The organism is Thermostilla marina, from assembly GCF_054657455.1.
Genome location: NZ_BAAHYR010000001.1, coordinates 1181210 through 1201493 on the forward strand (window position 1 = coordinate 1181210; position 20284 = coordinate 1201493).

Consider the following 20284-nt stretch of genomic DNA (forward strand, 5'->3'; position numbering starts at 1 on the left):
TGCGGGGGATGCGGGGTTTAGTGTACTGGGTCGGCACGGCGGCCGACAGAGACATTGCTTGGATACAGCGATCGACGGTGTGGCGGTCGGGCCAATCCTTGCCGGTTGAATCGCTGCGCCCGGCGACGTCGGAAGCGGGGACGAGGAATTTCCGTACATACGGAAGAACCGGGGAATTCGTCAAAGAAAACGCAACGTGTGCCCGATGTTCGGGGGCGATGTGCCGATGAACTAGCTGGTTTGGTGTCCTCGCATTGTTTACAGTAGAAAAAAGGAGTCGGTTTTTGAAATAAGCCCGGTCCGTATTCCGTCGCCGAGGCGGCTGTGTTCTTCGTGTGGGGACATCTTTGGTGGTCAGCGAGTCGTCGGCCCAACAGATCGCACTGCGGGACCCCGATGTTCGATTGATGCTCGAGGTGGCGCAGGACGACCCTCGCGCGTTCGAAGAGTTGGTATTGCGATACCAATCGCGCGTGGTCGCCATTTTGCAGCACCTGGTCGGCAATCGGCATCAGGCGGAAGACCTTGCGCAGGATGTGTTTTTGCGGGTCTACCGCGCGCGAAAACGCTACAAACCGACCGCCCGATTCAGCACCTGGCTCTACACGATCGTCAACAACGTGGCTTCGAATGCGATGCGCAGTCGAAATCGGCGGCGTGAAGTCGGCCTGAAGTTGAACACGGACGAGTCGGGGCAGATGCAAACCGTCGACGACGTCATTCAGGCCTCCAGCGGCGTCATGCCTGCCCGCAACCTGGACCGAGCGGAAATCCGCGACGTCGTCCGGTTGGCACTCGAAGAACTCAACGAGCGGCAGCGGTTGGCCGTCCTCTTGAGCAAATTCGAGGGGATGAGCTACGCCGACATCGGGGCGGCCTTGGGGATGTCGCCCAAAGCCGTCAAGTCGTTGATGACGCGGGCGCGAACGAAGTTGAAAGAGGTGTTGGAACCCTACTTGGAAACCGGCCGACTGCCGATCGTGCGGCAGTCGAGTGACTCCGAACCGTAAGCAAGACCGCTTCCGGGCGAAAGCCGGAAGCACGTATCGACCCGACCGCGTGTGGTGAGATTGAGATGGGTGGTTCTTCGGCCCAACCCGACAGTCACCGGCCGCCGGAGGAAATCCGGGAACAACTGGTGGCATACCTCGACGGCGAGTTGCCGCCGGAGGAAGCTGCGCGCATCGAGGAGGTCATCGCCCGCGATCCGGAGATTCGCAGCGAGCTGCATCGCCTGGAAGAAACCTGGGAGATGCTCGAATCGCTCGAACGGCCGACCGTCGATGAGTCGTTCACGCACAGCACGCTCGAAATCGTAGCGCAATCGGCGGCGGCCGAAGTCGAACAACGCAAGCAAACGAAACCCCGCGTGATCCTGCTGCAACTTGCCTTGGCGGTCTTGGTGTGTGTACTCGCCGGCGGGGCCGGTTATTTCATGGTGGCGGCGTGGCGCACCGATCCCAACGCCGAGCTGCTTGCCGATCTGCCGGTGATTCAACGTCTGGACGCGCTGCGGCACATCGACGACATCGAATTCGTGCGCAGTCTGCAAGAGGCGGGCTTGTTCGGGGCCGACGAACAATGGTGGGACGGTTCCCGCGAAGCGGCCGATACCGGTTTGCTTCAGTTGCCTGCCGCACCCGACGATCCCGATCCGCAGGTTCGCCGCAAGTGGGTCACCGAGTTGACCGAGACCCAGCAGTTTTTGTTGAAACGTAACTTGGATCGCTTTCGAAGTCTCCCTGAAGCCGAGCGACAGCGGTTGCGGGAACTCTATGCCGCGATCGCCGCTGCTCCGGATCGCGAGCAACTCGAAGAAACGATCGATCGGTACTACCAATGGTTCAAGCTGCTGGATATTTACCAACGCAGTAGCATCGACCACAGCAAAGGCGACGAGCGCATTGCCCGCATCCGGGAGCTGCGTGAGGCGACGGTAATGCGGTCGATCGGGAACATCGACGGACGGCGACTTCGTTGGTTCCTGGAGATGGTCGAGCATCGGCTCGGTGTGCGGCCCACATCGGAGGATATCAAAACACTTTCACGCTGGGTCGAGGAGTTCGCCTTCGAACGCGGTGAGGGGGTTATCGAACGATTGTCCGGTGAAGAACGGGAACAGGTGCAAAGAATTCTTGAGACGATCGACGACGACATTCGGCGCCGTGAGTTCCTGGCGATGACGTGGTTGTCGTGGCAGGCGGAGCATCCCGACGACTTCTCGCTGTTGAGTGAAAAAGACTTGGAGTCGTTGCGCGAGCGTCTGTCGGAAGACACGCGCAAGGTGCTCGCCGAATTACCGCCGGAAGAACAGGTCAAGATCATCACCCGGTGGGTGCGGATGTTCGTGTTCTACCGGTTCATGGCTCAAGGTGGTCCGGGGAACCCCGCAAACCGGCTCGACGAGGCAAAGCTGGCCGAGTTTCTGGAAAAAGAGTTGACGCCCGCTGAGCGAAATGCGCTGCTCCAAAAGCCGGCCGATCAGATGTATCCCGAACTGATCAAGCGGTACTTGAAGTGGCGTTATCCATGGATGGAACTGAAGGGCCCCGTGTTCGGTCGCTGGGGAGAACGTTCGCGTTCGCCCGGCGGCGAGCGACCGGGTGGGCCGGGGCGCGGCCCCTGGGGTAAACGCGGCCCCGGCGACGATTCGCAGGACGAAGAATCCGGGCGGCGACCACCGGCCGCGCGAGGCCCCTCGCCCCCTGGCGAACCGCCGTGGGGAGAAGGCCGTCCGCCGATGCCGCCGGAATCCTCCGGCGAGCCGCCCCGACCGCAGAAGCCTTGATCGATCCGGCTCGACATCGGGCCGAAACGGCGGAGCGTGCCGCCTGCGATCGGCCTACTCGCTTGCTGGAACACGCAGCAACGTAGGCAAATCGCCGTACAGATAGTAGGCCTTCGGAACGGTCAAATCGAGCAAGTCTTCAAACCGGCTGCTCTGTCGCAACGATGTCTTGACGTCGCTTCCCAAGAGGATGTCGGAGAGCGTCGGCTCTTTGCGATAGCGAATCACCCGCACGTCGTCTTTCGACAAGCCGGCCAATTCGACCGCCCGATCGACGGCATCTTCTAGGAACCCGATTTTATCGACCAAGCCGCTTTCGAGTGCCTGATTGGCGGTGAAGACTTGTCCTGTCGCCAATTTGTCGAGTTCTTCGGGGTGTTTGCGAAATCGGGGGCGCCCTTGCTGCACGATTTCCTTGAAACGGGCGAAACTGTCGTCCACCAAGCCCTGGAAGATGGCTCGTTCTTCGTCGGTCATCTTGCGGGCGAAGCTGCCCATGCCCTTCAGCCGGTGGCTGGCGATTGAATCTTCTTCGATGCCGAGTTTTTCACAGAGCCCGGCGGCGTTGTAATGCGGGATGATCACCCCGATCGATCCGGTCCAGGTCGTCGGTTCGGCGAAGACGGCATCTTCCGTGTCGCCCACGGCCATCGACACGTAGTATCCGCCGCTGGCCGCCAGCGATCCCATGCTTACGACGATCGGAATGTTGCGTTTCTTGCGCATTTCGACGAGATGATGATAGATGTAGTCCGAGCCGGTCACCGTCCCTCCGGGGGAGTCGACCCGCAGCACGACCGCTTTGACCGATTCGTCTTTGCTGACGGCGTCGATTTGCTTCTTGACGAATCCCTCGCCGTCGACGATCAGGCCTTCGACACGAATAATCGCGATCGTGTTGTCGGCGAAGCGGTTGTGCGAAACGAATTCTTCACGCAACTTCGTTTGGCCGCTCATGCCGACCACCGCCGCCCCCAAAAAGCCGATCGTCGTCGCCAGCAAAAGTCCCGCCCCTGCCACGAGTAGCAACGGCAGCAGGCATCCCCAGGGGCGTCGTTTGCCCGTGGGCGGTTCGGAGGCCGAAGCCGATTGGGGCTCGGGGATGACGACGGCATCCACGATCGGTCGATCCTGATTTGCGGGTGTCTGGTTCGTTTCGTTCATGGGTAGTTCCTGTCGGTTGCCTTCGAGCACTCCGTTCGATCTCGACTTCGAGAGGGCGCCGACGGCCCGCCGACGCATGAAACCCGAATCAATCTTAGCTCATCATACCGAACATGGGCGGTTGTAGGGATTGCGACGGCATTGCCGATTCGGGGCGTGGGGCCTTGCTGCGGATCGCCGACGCCGGTTCAGTCCTTTTGTCGATGTCGTGTTTTGCCTGTGTTTCCTTGCTTCTCTAAAGTGTGGGCGACGGCGGGCGGTATTGCCAAGGGGATGGGGATGTCGGTAAGCTTTAACGCAAATGGAGTGATCGAAAGGAGACTGCGGCCTTGCCGCGGGTGGTGTTGCGCGCCGGTTCTCTGATGCCGCGCATTACCCGGGGGAAATCGTTCGCCGCGAATCGACCAATGCTCGCCGTTTCCCGCCTCGGGCGAGAAAAAGGAGTGGATGCCCGTGTTTGTTTCTGCCACCACCCGTTGTTTCGCCGGTTCCTCGTTTCGCGAGACGTTGATACGTCTGAGCGATTTGGAATTTACGGCCGTCGAAATCGTCTTGGACGAGGAAAAGGGACCGATCCGTCCGAGCGAGGTGGTATCGGAGCTGGATCGGGTGATTTTGACATGCCGCGACACGTTGCGCATGTCGATTGCCGCATACGGATTGGACACGAGGGCGACCGGCGAAGAGTTCTTTCGGCAATTCGCGGCGGTTTGTAAATTGGCCAAAGCGACGCAAGTCGTGACCTTGGTAGCGCATGCGTCCGAATTGGGAACGCCGTTCAACGAAGAAATCGATCGGCTGAAACGGATGGTCGGCATCGCGACCGCGGAAGGAGTCGTCGTCGCCTTGTTGACCGAAACGGGCACGATGACCGAATCGCCCGACACGGCCGCCGTGCTGTGCAAGACCGTGAAGGGACTCCAACTTTGCCTTGATCCGAGTCACTTCATCTACCGGCGTGAATCGCAAGTGTCGATGGAGCCCGTGTTGCCGTACGTCCGTCATGTGCGGTTGCGGGATACGACCGCCGACGAGCTTCAGGTGCAAGTCGGCCAAGGCAACGTGGAATACGGCAAACTGGTTGCGCACTTGGGACGCTTCAACTACGACAAGGCATTGTCGATCGACGTCTTGCCGCAAGACGACATCGATCAGAACGCCGAGTTACGCAAGTTCCGCTTGTTGCTGGAGAGCCTGCTGTAGGCCGACCGTCGCCGTCGCGCTGACGGCTTTCGTACGATTCGTACTCGATGATTCGACAGGAGTTCTCTGGTCGGCAAAGTTTGCCTCGCTTTTGCCGTCTGCGCCGGTTGCGTTGCCGGTAGCTGGTTTTCTTCTTGAGCCTCTTGCTCGGGCAATGTCGATTATTCTTCCGGTACCTGTATCGCCTCGTGCAACGGTGCGCTCGCTTGCAACAGAAAAAACGACTGTAGCCCGGAGCGTTGTTTCGGCCGGACGAGGGTTGCAGGGGCTCCGGTTCGCCGTCGACCGGGTTACAAATCGAGCAAGGTAACCGTGGAGGAACGCAATGATACGGACAACCGCTACGGCATTTCTGACGTGGCTGACGATCGGCGGGATATCGCTTTATGCCCAAGAATCCCCGGTTGTGATCGACGAACCCGTGTCGACGGTCGGGTGTGCGAACTGCGCAGGGCAACCGGCGAGCGTGTATACCACGTCGGCGTGTCCGGAGTGTTCCTCAGGCAGTTGTTGCGGCAAGCACTGCCGCGGGTGTTGTCATCGCTACGCTGCCTATATCGCGAGCTTCGGGCAATTCAATTGCGCGTGTAAGGGAAGCTACAAGTTCCCGGTGTTTCCGCAATACACGTATCATTGGCCCGGCATGTACGCTCAGCAAACGATGACCGAATACCAAAGTCCGTATCGAGCACCGGGCTTGAAATTGCCGCCGTGGATGCCCGTCGTGCAGACACCCGAGGCCAAGGCGAACGCCATGGGGCTTCCGCCGTCGCTTCAGGGGCTTCCGATCGAGGCGGAGGATGAGGTGGTGCCTCCAGCGGTGGGTGAGTGAGATAACGACGGATCATTGAACGGGATCAAGCGGCCGGGCAGGAAGCGCGGCACGTATGTCAGGGACGACACGCTCGGAACGCCGAGAGCCGTTCGGACGCGGCCATGTCTCGGCGGGTCGGGTACGTTTCATGACATACTCGAATGAGGAGACATCATGCGAAGGGCTTTCGCAACCTCGTCGCGCGAACGCAAATGGGGACGACATGACGTTGTCGCCGGGCGGCCGTTGCTGTTGTGGCTGTCGTTGGCCGGTCTGGTGCCGTTCTTCGTCTTGGGGGCCATGGCGGAATGCCCGAACGATAAGACGCCTGCACCGCTGCCGCCGATCGCGGCGGAACCCTTGCCGCCGTTGCCTCCCGTCGATCACGATGTCGGCGAGGCGTTCATCAGCGACGTTGCCGAAGCCCCGGAAGGTGAGAAGGAATTACGCGTTTTGCCCGCTCCTCCTTCGCACAAAGTCGAGGCCCAATCGGGAGGGACACCGGCCGCTCGCCTGGCAATCACGGTAGGAGAATCCGAAAACGCCCCTTCCGAACCGACGGCGTGGCAGGTTCCCGAGAACCTGGATCGTTCACCCGTCGAAAAGGTGCTGTCGACGTCGAACGATCACACAACACTCGGCGTTGAACTTTTACCGGCACAACCCGCAGCCCCCGTCGGCGGCGAATGGGTGCCCGCCGGAACGAATCGATCGGACGACCGTGTGCCGTCGAACCCGCCGCCGGAACGGCCGCTCGAAAACCGTTGGGGCAACCCGACCGTTCCTCCGCCGATGGCGCCCGACAGGGGATCGGAAGCCGCGAACGAAAAAGAGTCGAGTTCCGAGAACGATCCCGCGCCCCTTGCAAGCCAAGACATACCTTCCGGCGATTCGCCGCTCTCTGAACCGACGAAGGAGACTGTCGATCTTTCCGTCGGTCGAGTCGTCGAGTCGAAAGAAGCAGACGCCGTTCCATCGGAACCGCCGCTTCCGCAGAATCTCGCTGCCGACGTCACGGCCGGATCGGTGCCGTCCGAGATGATTGTCGAGGAAGTGGACGCCGGCGTGATGCCGGACGAAGGTTTTACGGCCGTGCCCTCGCCTTCGGATCGCGATGTGGTGATGCAGGTGGTCCCGGCGGGGCCTGCTCCCGAAACGACCTACGTCGAGCCGGAGGCGGCGCCGATGACACCCGAACTCGAAGTCATCGACGAGTCGGGCGAGTTGACGGTGATCGTGCGGCGGAGCAAGTTGCTGCGGACGAAGGTCGACATCTATCGTACGGCGGTCGTCGATCCGAGTATTTGCGACGTGGCGCATTACACGACCCGCGAAGTGGCCATCTTGGGCAAGTCGCAGGGGGCGACCCACGTCACCTTCTGGTTCGCCGACGAGAAATATCGGCCGGTCACCTATTTGGTGCGGGTGGTGCCCGATCCCGAAATCCAACTTCAACAAGAGGAACGATACCGCCTGTTGGAAAGCCATCTGCGGCGGTTGTTCCCCGAAAGCAAGGTCACGTTGACGGCGGTGGGCGACAAGCTGGTCGTCCGCGGCCAGGCACGCGACGCCGCCGAGGCCGCCCAGATCATGGCGATCATCCGCGGCGAAGTCGTTTCCGCCCGCGGGGTGGCCGAGGGGACGGCGGCCGATCCGGTGGGCAACGAGGCGACCAACCAGACGTTGCCCGCCTTGCAGGTGATCAACATGCTCCGGATCCCCGGACCGGCCCAGGTGGCCTTGAAGGTCAAGATCGCCGAGTTGAACCGCTCGGCGGCGCGGAACTTCGGCGTCGACATGGACATGAACTTCTCGCAGGGCGAGGTGCTGCTCCAGTCGTTGCTGAATCTGGCCTCCGGGGGAACGGCGTCGATCTTGGGTAACTTCGACGGGGGCGACATCCAGTTCGGCATCCACTACCTGGAGGAACACGGCGTCGTGCGGCTGTTGAGCGAGCCCACGTTGGTGACCCTCAGCGGCCGACCGGCCACGTTCATCGCCGGAGGCGAATTCGCCGTGCCGACTGCGGTGGGCGTCAACGGAGTGGGGGCGGTGACGACCGACTTCCGCGCGTACGGGGCGATCATTACCTTCTTGCCGACGGTACTGGACAAGGACCACATTCGGCTCGAAGTGGCGCCCGAGTTCAGCCAGATCGACGACGAGAACACGGTCAACGGGACGCCGGGGTTGAAGACGCGGGCGGTGACGACGACCGTCGAGATGCGGGAAGGGCAGACGCTGGCGATCGCCGGTCTGTTGGACGACGCGATGTCGGGCGACAACGCGGGCGACTTGCCGTTTGTGGCGCAGATCTTCGGCCGGCGAAGCATCTCGCGACGCGAGACCGAGCTGATCATCCTGGTCACGCCCGAATTGGTCGAGCCGATGGAGCCGGAAGAAGTGCCGCCGGTACCGGGCTTCGACGTGACCGAGCCGACGAACCACGAGTTCTATCTGAAGGGGCACATCGAAGGTCGGCCCACGCAGGAGTACGACAGCACGGTGTGGCCGCGGCTGCGTCGGCGGTACAACGCGGGCGGACCGGCACAGATTTCGGGCCCGTACGGACACGGCGACTGACGAAACACGGACGATCGCGCAGACAAAGCGAAGGACGCAAGGATGAATACGGTCGCAAGACGGATCTTGTTGGCATTGGGCGTGATGAGTGCGGCAGTGTCGGGCTGTCACACGACGCATGCCCCGCACGAGGCGAAGATGGGCCCCGCTTACGATCGACCGTTTCCCTTGGGGCAGGTGACCGACGCCCACTGGGAGACGATGCAGACGAACGCCGAGGCGGCCGACTTCATCTTCTACGATCACGAGTTCGTGGGGCAGACGGCGGAGTTGACGCCGTTGGGCAAGCGGCACTTGTTGTCGGCGGCGTTGCGGTTGGAACATGTGCCGTTTCCGATCGTGATCGAAGAACTGCCCGAGGATCAGGATCCGCAGCTTTGCCTGGCGCGTCGTGCGCGGGTGATCGCGATGCTCGAGCAGTTGGGCTATCCAAAGGAGCAGATCGCCGGGCGGGTGATCGTGGCTCCCGCCTTTCCTCGCGGCTTGACGGCGATGGAAGGCGAAGCGGCGTATTACCGCACGCTCAACGACACCTTCGGCGCAGCCGCCGGCGGCGCCGGTGCGGGCGTTCGATCGGGTGTCGGCGCCGTGTATCGCTAGCCGTCGCTCGCGTTTGCTTCGCCGGCGGATCCCTTCACGGTCGTAGGCGTATCAGGGCGACGAATGCTTCCCTCGGTGCGCCTTCTTCGGTGCGTGTATCCGCCGCTTTGGGTTGCGGAGCGTTCGACGTGACGTAGAGCTTTTCCCTCACGCCGCTTCCCCCCATGGCGACGTAGGTGGAACCGTCTATTTCGCGAATCGCAACCGCCGAAACGTTTCCTTCGCCCGGCGCCAATCGCGTACAAAGAAGCCGGTTGCCGAATTGCGGGCCGTAGAGCAGCGCAAAGCCGCCGCCGGTGTATTCGCCGGAAAAGGGATCGAGCGAAAGCGGCAATCCCGAGGCCGCTTTTCCGCCGATGAGGACGCGGCCTCGTGCATCGGCGGCGATGTTCCCGTCTTTGGTGACGACCGCATTGGCGCGTCCGCTGGAGAGGCGGCCGCAAAACTGTTGCCCCGCCAGATATTTGCCGGTCGCCGGGTCGTAGCAGCCGCAAAAATTCTTGTGTTCCGAGCGACTGTTGTAGAACGCGTGGTAGGCGTCGCCGCCGACGATCTTGACTTTGCGGGTGATGTCTTGCGGATCGTAGCGGAAGAGGTGGTTTCCCCCGGCGACCTGGAACGTGACGTACAGTTTTCCGTCGGCACCGATCGCGCAGCGGTCGGCGCGACTGTCGGCCATGTTGTTTTCCGGGCGATTGAGAAACCGGGGCGATTCGCGGTCGGTCGACCAATCGTAGTCGGTCCACTTCAGATTGCCGTGGTAGTCGTATCCGCGGATGTAGCAGATTTGGACGGGATAGGTCTTTTTGCCGTCGAATGCGCGGGCGTTGCGGAAGCCGCAGAAGACGACCGTCTGCGACGCGGCATCGACGCACACATCGTTGGTGAACTGGCCGCCGGGAATCTCGGCGAGTTTGTTTCCCCTTGGATCGAACACGTGCACATGATTGTCGGCGATCGCCGCAATGGTGCCGTCACGTCCCAGGTCGACGCGTCGACAATCGGGCAGCGGTATGCGGGTTTTCGTCGTCCCGTGCACGTCGATCACGTCGACGCCGCTCGCCGTGGCGAGCGCGATACGGTCGTCGGTGCAGGCCATATCGGCAAGAGGGCTTTCGGTGGCGGTAAGCGGGGTGACGCGACCGGTTTGGGGATGCACGCGGATCAGTTCTCCCCCTATCGCACGCACGTTTGCGGCAACGAGCAAATTGCCGTCGGAGAGGATTGCGATACCGGCGATTGTATCTTCGTGGTTTGCAGCTCCCACGTGAGTCGAAAGAACGATTTCGGCTTCCGCCGCTTCGCCCCGAGCCGCGAAGCTCGTAACCGCAAGCGCCACCAAAGCAACTAGAAGAAAACGGTCGACGGGGACGCATCGAAACATCATCGCACCTCGCAATTAAGGGGAAGAATTCGCTTTCCGGGGTCATCTTACGTGTGAGCGGTCACGGATGTCCAGACAATCCGAGGCGATGGGGCGTGACCGCCAGCGAGTTTTCGACGCCCCCCATCGGGGAGTCGCACCTTGCCGAAACACACAAGCGGCCATACGATCCTATTTTGACCGGAATAGTAGAAAACCGGTGTTTGCGGCAGGCCTTCCGGCAATTCGGCAGCGAAGTTCGACGGCGACAAAGATAAATCGACAACCGCGATAGGGAGTCATGCGATGGGAAAGAAACGCGTATTGATCGTCGGCGGCGTGGCCGGCGGAGCGGCTTGTGCGGCGCGCCTGCGGCGGCTCGACGAGGATGCCGAGATTTTCATCTTCGAACGCGGCGAGAACGTCTCGTTTGCCAATTGCGGTATGCCGTACTACATCGGCGGCGTGATTCCCAATCGTCGGAGTTTGTTGGTGGCGACGCCGGAACGATTCCGCGACTGGTTCAATATCGAGGTCCGCGTGCGTCATGAAGTCATGTCGATCGACCGCCGGGCGAAATCGGTGCGCGTGCGGAACGTGGCCAGCGGTGTCGAATCGACCGAGACGTACGATGCGCTCGTGTTGTCGCCGGGGGCGAGACCGATCGTTCCCCCGGTGCCGGGTGTCGAGACGCCCGGCGTGTTCACGCTGCGAAATCTGAACGACGCCGATCGGATTTACGGCTACCTGAAAGAGAAGTCGGTAACGCGGGCGGTCGTCGTCGGCGGAGGCTACGTCGGACTGGAGATGGCCGAGAACCTCGTCGCCCGGAACGTGACGGTTACCGTCGTCGAAGCGGCCGACCAGTTGATGAATCCGCTGGATCCCGAGATGGCCTCGTTCGTCGCCACGGCCTTGGAATCGCGCGACGTCGAGTACCGATTGAACGATCCGCTCAGCGCGATTGAAGAGAACGCCGCCTCGGGACTGACGGTGCGAACGCAATCGGGCGGCCGGATTCCGGCGGGAATCGTCATCTTGGCGGTGGGCGTCAAGCCCGAGGTCGACCTGGCGGTCGAGGCCGGGTTGGAGCTGGGCGAGCTCGGCGGGATCAAGGTCGATGAGCAGATGCGGACGAGCGATCCGGCGATCTTCGCCGTGGGCGACGCCGTCGAAGTGCGTCACGTCGTTTCCGGACGGCCGTCGCTCGTTCCCCTGGCCGGTCCGGCGGGACGGCAGGGCCGTGTCGCCGCCGAGGTCATCGCCGGACGTGATTCCCGCTACGGCGGTGTCTTGGGCACGGCGGTTCTCGGCTTGTTCAACAGTATGTTTGCCGCGACGGGCTTGAACGAAAAGACGCTTCGGGCCTCGGAAATGCCCTATCGCAAAAGCTACACGGTATCGGCCTCGCATGCCGGATATTATCCGGGCGCCTCGCCGATCGTGACGAAGCTGCTTTTCTCACCGGACGACGGGCGCATTCTCGGTGCCCAGGCAATCGGCAGCGACGGCGTCGACAAGCGGATCGACGTGATTGCCGCGCTGATTCGCAAAGGAGGAACCGTGTTCGACCTGGAAGAGGCCGAATTGTGCTATGCGCCGCAATTCGGCAGCGCGCGGGATCCGGCGAACATTGCCGGTTCGGTTGCGGCCAACCTTTTGCGAGGGGACGTCCAAGAGGCGCACTGGGAAGCATTGCCCGATGCGCTCCGGTCGGACACGCCGCCTGTGGTGGTCGATGTCCGCACCCCCGGCGAATTCGAGGCCGGGCATGTGCCCGAGGCGATCAACATTCCGTTGGGAGAACTGCGCGACCGGTTCGATGAGCTTCCTCGCGATCGGCAAATTTGGGTTCACTGCGGAGTCGGGCAGCGATCGTATTACGCGGCGAGGATCCTCAAGCAAAAAGGATTCGATGTTCGGAACCTGTCGGGCGGGTTCCGCTTGTACCAAGCGTGGCGAAAAGCAGAGATGATCAAGTGACCGGCGGTCGATTCGCCGGAGCGAACATCTACAAATGGTGAGGTGCGGCTGCCGGGAGTTCTTCGGGCTCTTTCGGCAGCCGTTTTCGTAAGACGGCCGAGGCCGTTTCGACGTCGGTCACCAAATGCGTCCACAGTCGCAAGTTCGGGTTTTCGATCAACGGCAGCAGGGCGTCGGTCTTGGTTTTGCCGCATTCGCCGCACGGGCTGGCCACCAGCACCACGTATTTGCCCGGCGTGTTCGCCAGGCGGACAAGATCCTCGATTTCGAACAGGGTGACGACGCGCACCGGGCACTCGGCATCGAGGGGACCGGTGGGGGCATACGGCCGGAACTGAACGTCGCCGACCCACCCCGATTCCCGCATCCGCATGATTTCTTCCATCGAGATCGCCTTGCGATCGGCCAGCGAATGCAGGAATTGGCCGAGCATACCGTGCGGGTCGTCGGCAGCGGCGAAGGATGTGATGACGATGTCGACTTCTTCGGCGCGGGCGAACGATTCTTTGACGCCCGGGTTGTGTCTTACCCGTTCGAACTCTTCACGTGAAACGACCGTCTCGGAAAACAAGCCGACGTACTCGACCTTGGGAAGTGCATCGGCGAAATAGCTGAAATAGGTAATGGGCGCCTTGTGCGGCTGGTCGACGAGAAAGCCGCCCGCCGAGAGCGCGTGCAACACCAGGTTCGGGCACCGTAAATCGGAGTACACCCGCTGGGCCAACCGCTGCGCCACGTGCATGGACGACAAACCCGCACCCAGCGCGATGTGCACCTTCCGTTTTTTGCGACCGAGCTTGTGGATCAAGCGGTAGACGATATCGGCAGCGACGGCGCTGACGTTTCGCGGGGCTTCGGGACCGCGGGCGTTGACGATCTGGATCGCGTCTTCATCTCGTTCCAGGCAATCGAGCGAAAACGTTTCGGCCATTTGACGGGCCAGCAAGCGCTCGCGCGGCGGCAGCAAGAGCAAGAATCGCCGACGCATCGCCTCCCAGAACATCGGGTAGATCCGCTCGCGGTTCATGTCTTCGCGGCCGTAAGTTTTCTGGACCCATTCGGACACGCGGGCGGCCGCACCGCGCTGCCGTTGACGCTCGTTCTCGGAATCTTCCGGCCCGAACTGGTAGCCGAGCTGGAGCAGGAATCGCTCGCACACGGCGTATACGAGTTCGTCGCTTTCGTTCGAGGGATGCCAAGCTCGTCTGCGTCGACTCAAGGGAACGTCCTCCCGGAATGGGGGTAGACGATACGTTTCGCGAAACGCAGCCGCGGTGCGGAGAAAACGAAGCGCACCGCGGCGGTAGAATCAACTTACCAGAACGGTTCCCGTCGCGGCAACCGGCCCGCAAAAAAGGAACGTTCCATCGAAAACCGTATTGCGCAAACATTGCTTGCGGAGGGGGGCGGCAAGGTCGATAATAAACGGCTTCGCAGAAGGCCCACTTCCCGTCGATGAAGGGAGAAATGCCGTGGCCCGGATCGTCGATCTACGGAGCGACACGCTCACTCGTCCTACCGCGGCGATGCGCGAGGCGATGGCTCGCGCCGAAGTCGGAGACGACGTTTTCGGCGAAGATCCCACGGTCAATCGACTTCAAGAGAAGGTCGCCGAATTGCTGGGGAAAGAGGCCGCCATCTTCGTGCCGTCGGGGACGATGTCGAACCTCATCGGCGTGTTGTTGCACTGCGCCCGCGGTGACGAACTGATCTGCGAAACCGGGTGCCACATCTACAACTACGAACAGGGCGGCTACGCGCAGATCGGCGGCATTGCCGCGCGAACGGTGACGGGGCAAAACGGTGTGCTGACCGTCGATCAGCTCGAAGGGCTCATCCGACCCGAAAACGATCACATGGTACGCACGCGGCTGGTGTGCCTGGAGAACACGCACAACCGCGGCGGCGGGACGATCCAGCCCTACGAAAACGTCGAGGCGATTTGTGCGTGGGCGCGCGAGCACGATTTGAAAACGCATCTCGACGGGGCACGGCTGTGGAACGCGGCCGTAGCGACGGGTATTCCACCGCGAGAATGGGCCCGGCATTTCGATACCGTGAGCGTGTGTTTCAGCAAAGGGTTGGGCGCCCCCGTCGGCTCGTGCCTGACCGGTCCGGCGGCCGACATCGCCCGCGCACGGCGATGGCGGAAGGTGCTCGGCGGCGGAATGCGCCAAGCGGGCATATTGGCGGCAGCGGCGTTGTATGCCGTCGAAAACCATATCGAACGGCTCGCCGAAGACCACGCGAACGCCCGCCGGTTGGGCGAAGCGATCGCGGCCGTCGACGGGCTTCGGCTGATCGGGGAGCGGGTTGAGACGAACATCGTGATTTTTGAAGTGTCTCCGAGTCTGGGGACCGCGCCACAGTTTGTTGCACGGTTGGCCGATTGTGGCGTTCTGGCCCTGCCGGTCGCGAACGATCGTGTCCGCCTGGTGACGCATCTCGATGTGTCGGCGCCCGATATCAGCCACGCGATCGATGCTTTGATGAGGACGGCCGAAACCTGCCGCAACGCTTGAGGCCGGAAACTTCTCTTCGGCGGCAATGTCAACATGGCGGTCACAAAAGTGGCCGTTCGGGAACGACTCGGCTTCCAGCGGCCGATATCCCCGGATTTTTGTCGGAAAACGGTCGAGAAATCGAACTTTTCCGCTCGTAATGCCATTGAGTACCCGTGTTGTCTGCTAGCCCAAATGCCCGCGGCGTATAATGCGAGAGTGCGGCTGCGAGCGTCACGCGTCGGACGCCTGCCTTGAGAGCGGCAATTCGCCCCCATTGCGTGTGGTGTCATCGAAACAGAAAGGGCGTAGTGTGGACCTGAGCCGAGACGCCTTGATCGAGTGGTTGCGGGAGGAAGATCCCGTCCGACTGGCCGAGTTGTGGCGGGCCGCCGATCGTACGCGCCAGGAGAACGTCGGTGGTGAGGTCCACTTGCGCGGACTGCTTGAGATTTCGAACTATTGCGTGCGCTTGTGTGCGTATTGCGGTTTGCGGGCGCCGAATACCGAGTTGGTTCGCTATCGCATGCAGCGCGAGGAGATTCTCGCCTGTGCCCGCAAGGCCGATGCCTTCGGTTACGGCACCGTGGTGCTGCAAGCCGGTGAAGATCCGAAGTTGACGGTCGACTTCATCGCCGATGTCGTTCGCGCCGTGAAGTCGGAAACGTCGTTGGCGGTCACACTGAGTTTGGGCGAACGCAGCGACGACGAATTGCAAGCCTGGCGTGAGGCCGGTGCCGATCGCTACTTGTTGCGGTTCGAGACGTCGAACCCCGAGTTGTACGCAAGGTATCATCCGACGCCCGAGGGAAGACGCGATCGAATCGCGATCCTCCGCCGTTTGCGCGACTTGGGGTACGAGGTGGGAAGCGGTGTCATGATCGGAATGCCGGGGCAGACGTATGCCGATTTGGCGGACGATCTGCTCATGTTCCGCGAGCTCGATCTCGACATGATCGGTGTGGGACCGTTCATCGTCCATCCCAGGACACCGATGGCCGATCCCGATTTCCCGGTCGTGTGTCCGGCTGGTGAGCAGGTGCCCGGCAGCGAGTTGATGACGTACAAGATGATCGCCCTGTCGCGACTGGTTTGTCCGCGGGCGAACATCCCCAGCACTACCGCCTTGGCCACGTTGAATCGCCAAAAGGGGCGGGAACTCGGGTTGACCCGCGGGGCGAACGTGGTCATGCCGAACTTGACGCCGCCCGAATATCGCATTCACTACGAAATCTACCCGAACAAGGCATGCATTCGCGAGACGGCCGAGGCCTGTCACACGTGCCTGCGGGGACGCATCGAGTGGATGGGACGCCAGGTCGGCAGCGGTCCCGGAACGTCGCCGAACTATCGGTTACGGCAAACCGATACCATGGGCGGCTGAAGAAGAGCGGCCTACTCGACGACCCTGCTGCGACATCCCGTGAATAGCGCATTTCAAGGAAACCGGACACGGCAATGGAATCCCGCGAAACGATCGACAAAACGTTGAGCAAGACGGCGGTCGACTTCATCGACGACGCGTTTCTGGAAAGCCTGATCGACAACGAGCTTCCGCCGGTCGATCCCGGACGCGTGCGGGATATCATCGCGAAGAGTCTGGCCAAGGAACCGCTTTCGGTGGAAGAGACCGCCGAATTGCTGCGGGCCGATTCACCGGAGTTGGTCGAGTCGATCTTCGATGCCGCCCGCCGATTGAAGCGTGACGTCTACGGCAACCGGATCGTCCTTTTTGCGCCGCTGTATATCGGCAGCCAATGCACGAACGACTGTTTGTACTGTGCGTTTCGGCGGTCGAACCGCGACGTGGAACGGCGGACGCTTTCGCCCGACGACATCGTCGCGCAAGTCGGATCGCTGCTCGACAAGGGACACAAGCGACTCATCTTGGTTTTCGGCGAGCATCCGCGGTACTCGGCCGGGTTCATCGCCGATTGCGTTCGCCGGGTGTATGCGGTTCGACGCCCGAAGGCGAACATCCGCCGGGTGAACATCAACGCGGCCCCCATGGACCATGAGGGGTTCCGCACGATCAAAGAGGCGGGTATCGGCACGTACCAGATTTTCCAAGAGACATATCACCACCCGACGTACGCGAAGGTCCATCCCCGCGATACGAAAAAGGGTGATTACCTGTGGCGCTTGGATGCCCTCAGCCGGGCGTTTGAGGCCGGTTGCGACGACGTGGGAATCGGCGCGTTGTTCGGCTTGTACGACTGGCGGTTCGAAGTGTTGGGGTTGGTGTCGCATTCTCTGTTCTTGCAAAAGCATTACGGCGTCGGACCGCACACGATCAGCTTTCCGCGGCTGCGACCGGCCTACGGCGTGCGGTTGGACAACACGCACTTGGTGTCGGACGACGCCTTCAAACGTTTGATTGCAATCTTACGATTGGCCGTTCCGTATACCGGTTTGATTTTGACCGCTCGGGAACCGGCCGAGTTGCGCCGCGAAGTGATGGAATTCGGCGTGTCGCAGATCGACGCGGGAAGCCGGATCGAGTTGGGCGGGTACACCGAGGTCGGCGATGCCCAAGTGATGCAGCGGGAACAGTTCGAGCTGGGCGATTTGCGTTCGCTCGACGAGGTGATGCGGCAATTGATGATCGACGGGTACGTGCCCAGTTTCTGCACCGCCTGCTATCGTCTGGGCCGCACCGGTGAGCATTTCATGGAATTCGCCATTCCCGGCTTCATTCAGAATTTTTGCACACCCAACGCTTTGCTGACGTTGATGGAGTACCTCGTCGATTACGCCTCGCCCGAAACCCGCGAGGCGGGCCTGCAACGGATCGAAGCCGAGCTGGCGAACCTGCCCGACGACCCGATGAAAGAAAAGCTCCGTGCCCGACTGCAAGCGATTCGGGACACGGAGCAACGTGACTTGTACTTCTGATCGGTCTTCGATCGAGCAACAGGGGGGCCGCGGTCGGCCGGACCGGTCAAAAGATTCTCGCCAGGCAACCGCCGTCGACGACGATCACCGTGCCGGTGATGTAGCGTCCCGCTTCGGAAGCCAGCAGCAAGGCCGGGTAGGCGATTTCTTCGGGCGTTCCCCAACGACCCAGCGCCGTTCGCGATGCGAGCGCGTCTTGCTGCTCTTTGCTCAAGATCGACATGGGCATCTCGGTGGCGATCGGGCCCGGTGCGATGCAGTTGACCGTGATGCCGAACGGCCCCAAGTCGAGCGCACTCGCTTGGGCCATGCCGATCAACGCCGACTTGGTAGCCGAGTATGCATTCCGCTTGGGGGTGCTGGCCAGGCCCATGATCGACGAAATGTGGATCACGCGACCCCAGTTGCGTTCTTTCATGCCGGGTACGATCGCCCGCGTGAGCGCCATCACGCTGTTGAGGTTCAGTTCGACCAGGTAGTTCCAATCTTCATCGCGGATTTCGTCGATCGCCTGGGGAATGTTCCAGCCGGCATTGTTCACGAGGATGTCGATTTTGCCGAGTCGTTTGCAGGCCTCATCGGCAACGCGGGTGACTTCGTCGCGACGTGAGACGTCGGCGGCGAGCCATTCGACCCGTCGACCGGTCGCCTGAGCGATTTCTTCGGCGGCGGCACGGATGGAATCTTCCTTGCGGCTGCAAATGAACAAGTCGGCGCCTGCCTGGGCGAAGACGCTCGCCATCGCCTTGCCGATGCCGCGGCTGCCGCCGGTGATCAAAGCCGTTTTGCCCGTAAGATCGAATGCCGTACCTTGCATCGTGGGTATCCTCCGTATGCCACAGTAAGAATTGTCGGGGAAAAATGGTCACTCCGTACGCCGAGAGGCGGGCCGCCGCGAAACAGATTGTCGATTGTCGAACAATCGAAACGGCGGCGCACCGCGAATTGCACGCGGCGAAGGGGGCCGGACGGTTCACCTTACGGGGATCGGACCCGATTCGTCAAGAAGCCGCGAACGGGCACGTAACCGGCGGCGCGAGAGGGATCGCTCCTTGGAAGCCGACGGGATGGGGGGCTGCGGCGATCACCGACGCAGCAATTCGGTTTCGGCGAATTGGGCGGCGCCGTCCGACTTGGCGATGACGGTGATTCCCGACTCGGTGACGACGAAGCCTCGGGCGCGATCCTGTTCGGGGTCGAAACCGATCTCGACACCGGGGGGAATGTGAACACCCTTGTCGATAATCGCCCGGCGTATCTTTGCGTGGCGGCCGATTTCGACACGCGAGAACAAGATCGATTCTTCGACCGAGGCGTAGCTGTTGATTCGCACCCGGTGGCCCAAGATCGAGCGGCGGACGTTACCGCCCGAGATGATCGTACCTAGGCATACGATACTGTCGAGGGCGAACCCGCTGCGGTCGGGGTCGGCAAACACGAATTTCGGCGGCGGATAATTCGGCAGATACGTGCGGATGGGCCACACTTCGTCGTACAAGTTCAGCTCCGGCTCGACGGATACCAGATCCATATTCGCTTCGTAGTAGGCATCGAGCGTGCCGACATCGCGCCAGTACGAGTTGCGTTTGCGGTTTTCGTCCATGAACGGATACGCGAACACCCGGTGTTTCTCGATCAGGGCGGGGATCACGTCGCCGCCGAAGTCGTGCCGACTGCCGCGTTTGGTCGCGTCGCGACACAGCACCTCGAACAGAAATCTCGCCGGGAAGACGTAAATCCCCATCGAGGCGTAGCAATACTCTTCGTCGCCGGGGATGGGCTTGGGATCGTCGGGTTTTTCTTCGAATCCGATCACCCGCAAATCGTGATCGACTTCCATGACGCCGAAGCGTCGTGCGGCCTCGGTGCGCTTCTCCCGCAGCACGCCGATGGTCAAGTCGGCTCCGTGCTCGATGTGGTAGTCGACCAGCTTGGCATAATTCATCTTGTAGATATGGTCGCCCGCCAGGATGACGACGTACTCGGGGTGCTCCTTTTCGATCGTGTAGATGTTCTGGTAGACGGCGTCGGCCGTTCCTTGATACCAACTTTCGTCGATGCGTTGTTGGGGAGGAACGACGTCGGCGAACTCCCCCAGCTCGCGGCAAAAATAGCGGTGCCAGCCCATGTTGATATGGCGGTCGAGGCTCATCGCCTTGTACTGGGTGAGAATGAGGATCTTCCTCAGCCCGCTGTTGAGGCAGTTCGACATGGCAAAGTCGATGATGCGGTAGGCACCGCCGAAAGGGACGGCGGGCTTTGCCCGGTCTCGCGTCAGCGGGTCGAGTCGTGAGCCTTTACCGCCGGCCAGAATGACGGCGACGACATTCCGTTTGTTCGCCATCGTGCGGTCCCCCTTTGTTGAAGCGTCGCAAGATCCGTCGGGCTCA

Annotated in this window: 15 protein-coding genes; 10 read left to right on the forward strand and 5 right to left on the reverse strand. The window is 61.6% G+C overall.

Features of this window, described 5'->3' with window-relative positions:
* Positions 1-350: 350 nt before the first annotated feature.
* Together ACYQ2I_RS04285 and ACYQ2I_RS04290 are read left to right on the forward strand one after the other, a co-directional pair.
* The gene (locus ACYQ2I_RS04285) at positions 351-1010 is read left to right on the forward strand and encodes an RNA polymerase sigma factor (protein WP_460165757.1); all 660 of its coding nucleotides are present in this window, start codon (positions 351-353) and stop codon (positions 1008-1010) included.
* A gap of 65 nt (positions 1011-1075) precedes the next feature.
* On the forward strand, positions 1076-2788 hold the full coding sequence (locus ACYQ2I_RS04290) for an anti-sigma factor family protein (protein WP_460165758.1): 1713 nt from the start codon (positions 1076-1078) through the stop codon (positions 2786-2788).
* 54 nt (positions 2789-2842) lie between these two features.
* On the opposite strand, the gene sppA is transcribed toward ACYQ2I_RS04290, so the two are convergent.
* Complete coding sequence (sppA, locus tag ACYQ2I_RS04295; protein WP_460165759.1) at positions 2843-3952, reverse strand: signal peptide peptidase SppA; 1110 nt, start codon at positions 3950-3952, stop codon at positions 2843-2845.
* A 453-nt stretch (positions 3953-4405) separates the two neighbouring features.
* Here sppA and ACYQ2I_RS04300 point away from each other — a divergent pair, with 453 nt between their 5' ends.
* From ACYQ2I_RS04300 to ACYQ2I_RS04315, 4 genes are all read left to right on the forward strand, one after another.
* Positions 4406-5155 (forward strand): sugar phosphate isomerase/epimerase family protein, encoded by a 750-nt coding sequence (locus ACYQ2I_RS04300; protein ID WP_460165760.1) that lies wholly within the window; start codon positions 4406-4408, stop codon positions 5153-5155.
* Between the two features lie 325 nt (positions 5156-5480).
* A complete protein-coding gene (locus ACYQ2I_RS04305) occupies positions 5481-5987 on the forward strand; it encodes a hypothetical protein (protein ID WP_460165761.1) in 507 nt (168 codons plus the stop codon).
* A gap of 156 nt (positions 5988-6143) precedes the next feature.
* Positions 6144-8552 carry a type II and III secretion system protein family protein gene (locus tag ACYQ2I_RS04310; protein ID WP_460165762.1) on the forward strand — a complete coding sequence of 803 codons (2409 nt, stop codon included), beginning with the start codon at positions 6144-6146 and terminating at the stop codon, positions 8550-8552.
* 42 nt (positions 8553-8594) lie between these two features.
* Positions 8595-9152: a hypothetical protein gene (locus tag ACYQ2I_RS04315; RefSeq protein WP_460165763.1), complete on the forward strand. Its 558-nt coding sequence runs from the start codon at positions 8595-8597 to the stop codon at positions 9150-9152.
* Positions 9153-9186: 34 nt separating this feature from the next.
* On the opposite strand, the gene ACYQ2I_RS04320 is transcribed toward ACYQ2I_RS04315, so the two are convergent.
* On the reverse strand, positions 9187-10539 hold the full coding sequence (locus ACYQ2I_RS04320; protein WP_460165764.1) for an NHL repeat-containing protein: 1353 nt from the start codon (positions 10537-10539) through the stop codon (positions 9187-9189).
* Positions 10540-10821: 282 nt separating this feature from the next.
* Between ACYQ2I_RS04320 and ACYQ2I_RS04325 the strand changes: the two genes are divergently transcribed.
* Complete coding sequence (locus ACYQ2I_RS04325) at positions 10822-12498, forward strand: FAD-dependent oxidoreductase (RefSeq protein ID WP_460165765.1); 1677 nt, start codon at positions 10822-10824, stop codon at positions 12496-12498.
* Positions 12499-12526: 28 nt separating this feature from the next.
* Here ACYQ2I_RS04325 and ACYQ2I_RS04330 read toward each other — a convergent pair whose 3' ends face one another.
* Positions 12527-13717: a sugar-binding domain-containing protein gene (locus ACYQ2I_RS04330; protein ID WP_460165766.1), complete on the reverse strand. Its 1191-nt coding sequence runs from the start codon at positions 13715-13717 to the stop codon at positions 12527-12529.
* Between the two features lie 253 nt (positions 13718-13970).
* Here ACYQ2I_RS04330 and ltaE point away from each other — a divergent pair, with 253 nt between their 5' ends.
* From ltaE to hydG, 3 genes are all read left to right on the forward strand, one after another.
* Entirely contained in the window at positions 13971-15020 is a 1050-nt protein-coding gene (gene ltaE, locus ACYQ2I_RS04335) for a low-specificity L-threonine aldolase (protein WP_460165767.1), read from the forward strand.
* 292 nt (positions 15021-15312) lie between these two features.
* Positions 15313-16383: a [FeFe] hydrogenase H-cluster radical SAM maturase HydE gene (hydE, locus tag ACYQ2I_RS04340; protein WP_460165768.1), complete on the forward strand. Its 1071-nt coding sequence runs from the start codon at positions 15313-15315 to the stop codon at positions 16381-16383.
* Positions 16384-16457: 74 nt separating this feature from the next.
* On the forward strand, positions 16458-17894 hold the full coding sequence (hydG, locus tag ACYQ2I_RS04345; RefSeq protein WP_460165769.1) for a [FeFe] hydrogenase H-cluster radical SAM maturase HydG: 1437 nt from the start codon (positions 16458-16460) through the stop codon (positions 17892-17894).
* 46 nt (positions 17895-17940) lie between these two features.
* Here the strand turns inward: hydG and ACYQ2I_RS04350 are convergent, their stop codons facing one another.
* Complete coding sequence (locus ACYQ2I_RS04350; RefSeq protein ID WP_460165770.1) at positions 17941-18711, reverse strand: SDR family NAD(P)-dependent oxidoreductase; 771 nt, start codon at positions 18709-18711, stop codon at positions 17941-17943.
* Positions 18712-18978: 267 nt separating this feature from the next.
* Positions 18979-20238, reverse strand: coding sequence for a glucose-1-phosphate adenylyltransferase (gene glgC / locus ACYQ2I_RS04355; RefSeq protein ID WP_460165771.1), 1260 nt, complete (start codon positions 20236-20238; stop codon positions 18979-18981).
* Positions 20239-20284 lie beyond the last annotated feature (46 nt).

Excerpts from the sequence above, each read along its gene's own strand:
- ACYQ2I_RS04290 (WP_460165758.1), top strand. The coding sequence starts at position 1,076 with ATGGGTGGTTCTTCGGCCCAACCCGACAGTCACCGGCCGCCGGAGGAA.
- sppA (WP_460165759.1), bottom strand. The coding sequence starts at position 3,952 with ATGAACGAAACGAACCAGACACCCGCAAATCAGGATCGACCGATCGTG.
- ACYQ2I_RS04305 (WP_460165761.1), top strand. The coding sequence starts at position 5,481 with ATGATACGGACAACCGCTACGGCATTTCTGACGTGGCTGACGATCGGC.
- ACYQ2I_RS04310 (WP_460165762.1), top strand. The coding sequence starts at position 6,144 with ATGCGAAGGGCTTTCGCAACCTCGTCGCGCGAACGCAAATGGGGACGA.
- ACYQ2I_RS04315 (WP_460165763.1), top strand. The coding sequence starts at position 8,595 with ATGAATACGGTCGCAAGACGGATCTTGTTGGCATTGGGCGTGATGAGT.
- ACYQ2I_RS04320 (WP_460165764.1), bottom strand. The coding sequence starts at position 10,539 with ATGATGTTTCGATGCGTCCCCGTCGACCGTTTTCTTCTAGTTGCTTTG.
- ACYQ2I_RS04325 (WP_460165765.1), top strand. The coding sequence starts at position 10,822 with ATGGGAAAGAAACGCGTATTGATCGTCGGCGGCGTGGCCGGCGGAGCG.
- hydG (WP_460165769.1), top strand. The coding sequence starts at position 16,458 with ATGGAATCCCGCGAAACGATCGACAAAACGTTGAGCAAGACGGCGGTC.
- ACYQ2I_RS04350 (WP_460165770.1), bottom strand. The coding sequence starts at position 18,711 with ATGCAAGGTACGGCATTCGATCTTACGGGCAAAACGGCTTTGATCACC.
- glgC (WP_460165771.1), bottom strand. The coding sequence starts at position 20,238 with ATGGCGAACAAACGGAATGTCGTCGCCGTCATTCTGGCCGGCGGTAAA.